This window comes from Mesorhizobium sp. M7A.F.Ca.CA.001.08.2.1 (assembly GCF_003998455.1).
Lineage (GTDB): Bacteria > Pseudomonadota > Alphaproteobacteria > Rhizobiales > Rhizobiaceae > Mesorhizobium > Mesorhizobium ciceri.
Window position 1 is genome coordinate 1 of record NZ_RZPW01000773.1, and the last position, 2,833, is coordinate 2,833.

Consider the following 2,833-nt stretch of genomic DNA (forward strand, 5'->3'; position numbering starts at 1 on the left):
CGATATCAGGAAGCGGCTCGATTATTGGGCAAAGCTGCGCAAAGAGCGGGAATAGCCGGCTTGCGTGAGGCTATTGACCGGATCCGCCAGGCAGCCAGCCGGCCGCGGTAGCAGGGCCGTTGTGTGGTAACCCAAAAAACCTTATCAAGGCGCACGGCCGGGCGGTGGCCGTTGCCTTGATTTGGGCACCTCATTCGCAACAGGATCGCGCTTCGCGCGTGGAAAAATGACAAAAACCCTTCGCAAGTCCCTTCGCAAGTTCGCCATTGCCATCCCGCTTCTCGCCCTTGGCTTCTATTTCATCCCCATCCTGACGACGATCTTCATCATCTGCGGCCTGATCGACGTGCTGCGCAACGACCGCAAGGATCTGTCGCTGTTCTCAGGCTATTTTCTCGGCAACGGCCTGTTCACCTGGCTGCTTTCGCCGTTCAACCTGCTGGTCGACCTCCTGTGCTACAGAAATCCTGGCGTGTGGAAGCTGGATCAGTTTCCCGCCGACTATCGACGCGAGGTCAACGAGGTCCTGGACATCTTCAAGGCGCGCAAGGATGAGATCATCGCCGATATCGATGCCAATTTCGGCGCCGGCCGGCGCGGCATGTATGTCTACCAGTGGTACGGCAAGCACAAGATCGACAACGTCGCCGAGTTCAACAAGGATTTCAAATACATCAAGACCATCGCCGTTTCCGTGTTCAGCAAGCGCGAATCGACGTCCTGGCATTTCGGCCCGTTGCGGCTCAGCCTGCGCATTCTCTACAATCTGATCCCGGTGAAGTCGGAGATTTTCGTCGAGTGCGGCAGTGTCAAGAATTACTGGTACGACAATCCGCTGTTCATCTTCGACGACACGCTGCTGCATCGCTCGGTCAACGAGTATGACGGCCGCCGCTACTGCGTGTTCATGGACATTATCAGGCCATCCCCGGTTCCCCGCCTCATCGCGGGCATGCTCGCCGTCGTCTCGGTGAGCGTCGAGCGCATCAATTCCATGTTCTACAAGAACTGGAAGATGATCGGTTCGACCAAGCCGAAGAATGCCGGGACGACCTGAGCAGGCAATCGCTCAATGCAGCTGGCGGCATCGGCTGAATTTGAATAGCCCGGGGAAGTACCGAAGATGTTCAACCTGCTTCTCGTCGTCGTCGGTGGTGGAGTCGGCGCCGGTATTCGCCACCTGACCAACATCGGCGCGCTGCGTTTTGTCGGCCCCAACTATCCCTGGGGCACGATGGCCATCAACGTCATCGGCTCCTTCGCCATGGGGCTGTTCATCGCCTCCATGATGCGCCGTGGCGGATCGAACGAGGTCAGGCTGTTCGTTGCCACCGGCATTCTTGGCGGCTTCACCACCTTCTCAGCCTTTTCGCTCGATTTTGCGACGCTGTGGGAGCGAGGAGCCACGCTGCCTGCGCTGGTTTATGCCCTTGCCAGCGTCATTGGCGCCATTATCGCCCTGTTTCTGGGACTTTGGCTCGCAAGAAGCCTGCCTTAGTGCTATTGCCGCGCCAAGAACAGGCCGAGCTTTGCTCGGGAAACGGATAAGCGACAAAAAACATGGCAGGCGTTGAACAGATCACGGTGGAAGCCGGCGAGGCGGGCATGCGGCTCGACCGCTGGTTCAAGACCCATTTCCCGGGCCTTGGTTTCGGCCATTTGCAGAAGCTTCTGCGCTCCGGCCAGATCCGTGTCGACGGCGGCCGGGTCAAGGCCGACACCCGTGTCGAGCCCGGCCAGATGGTTCGCGTCCCACCGCTCGAGGTTGACAAGAAGGGCGAGAGTGCGCTGACCGGCCACTCGATCCGCAACCAGGGCGATGCCGATGTCCTGTCGAAAATGCTGATCCATGAAGACCCTAAGGTTTTCGTCTTCAACAAGCCGGCGGGCCTTGCGGTGCAGGGCGGCTCGGGCGTCACCCGCAATGTCGACGACATGCTGGAGGCCTGGCGCAACCAGAAGGGCGAGAAGCCCAGATTGGTTCACAGGCTTGACCGCGACACTTCGGGCGTGCTGGTCGTCGCCCGCACCCGACTGGCCGCCATGAAGCTCTCGGAAGCGTTTCGCGCCCGCGAGACCAAGAAGACCTATTGGGCGCTGGTCAAGGGCGTGCCGCCCAAGCGCGAGGACAAGATCTCGACCTGGCTGATCAAGGAGCCGACGCCGGACGGTGACCGCGTGCGGGTCGCCGCGCATGGCGAAAAGGGCGCCGATCACGCTGTGTCCTACTACCGCATCATCGAGCAGGCGGCGCAGACGATGACCTGGCTTGAAATGGAGCCTTATACCGGCCGCACCCACCAGCTTCGCGTTCATGCCGCCTACATCGGCTGCCCGATCCTGGGCGATCCGAAATATTTCGAGGCCGACACCAACTGGGACTTTCCCGGCGGCATTCAAAACCGCCTGCATCTGCACGCCCGCCGCATCATCATTCCGCATCCCGACAAGGGCGTCATCGATGTCACGGCGCCAATGCCACCGCATATGCGCCAGAGCTGGAACCTGATCGGCTTCGACGACGCCAGCGCGGAGGACTGATCGTGAGCGGCGCCACCGACGCGCTCGACCGGCGCGACACGGTCGACCTGGCCGCCGCCGCGATCATGGTCGGGCTGACCTTTTCCTGGGGGCTGAATTACGTCGCCGCCAAGATCTCCTACGCTGGCTATGATCCGGTTTTCCTGTCGATCGCGCGCTCGATCATCGGCGGCATGTGTGTCTTTGCCTGGTGCCGGTGGCGCGGCATCGCGCTTTTCACGCGCGACGGGACCTTGCTCGCCGGCATCGTGGTTGGCGCGCTTTTCGGCATCGAGTTCCTTTGCCTCTATGT

The 2,833-nt window shown here is 60.8% G+C and carries 4 protein-coding genes; all 4 read left to right on the forward strand.

Going from position 1 to position 2,833, the window contains the following annotated elements; all coding sequences use genetic code 11:
• Positions 1–226: 226 nt before the first annotated feature.
• Positions 227–1,057 (forward strand): aspartyl/asparaginyl beta-hydroxylase domain-containing protein, encoded by an 831-nt coding sequence (locus EN914_RS30620; RefSeq protein ID WP_024505070.1) that lies wholly within the window; start codon positions 227–229, stop codon positions 1,055–1,057.
• A 66-nt stretch (positions 1,058–1,123) separates the two neighbouring features.
• On the forward strand, positions 1,124–1,498 hold the full coding sequence (gene crcB / locus EN914_RS30625) for a fluoride efflux transporter CrcB (protein WP_024505071.1): 375 nt from the start codon (positions 1,124–1,126) through the stop codon (positions 1,496–1,498).
• Positions 1,499–1,560: 62 nt separating this feature from the next.
• Entirely contained in the window at positions 1,561–2,541 is a 981-nt protein-coding gene (locus EN914_RS30630; RefSeq protein ID WP_024505072.1) for an RluA family pseudouridine synthase, read from the forward strand.
• Between the two features lie 2 nt (positions 2,542–2,543).
• The coding region (locus EN914_RS30635) for an EamA family transporter (RefSeq protein ID WP_164779026.1) at positions 2,544–2,833 on the forward strand (290 nt) is incomplete at its 3' end.

Bases quoted from the DNA above. Each gene is read 5' to 3' on its own strand.
- crcB (WP_024505071.1), top strand. From the start codon at position 1,124: ATGTTCAACCTGCTTCTCGTCGTCGTCGGTGGTGGAGTCGGCGCCGGT.
- EN914_RS30620 (WP_024505070.1), top strand. From the start codon at position 227: ATGACAAAAACCCTTCGCAAGTCCCTTCGCAAGTTCGCCATTGCCATC.
- EN914_RS30630 (WP_024505072.1), top strand. From the start codon at position 1,561: ATGGCAGGCGTTGAACAGATCACGGTGGAAGCCGGCGAGGCGGGCATG.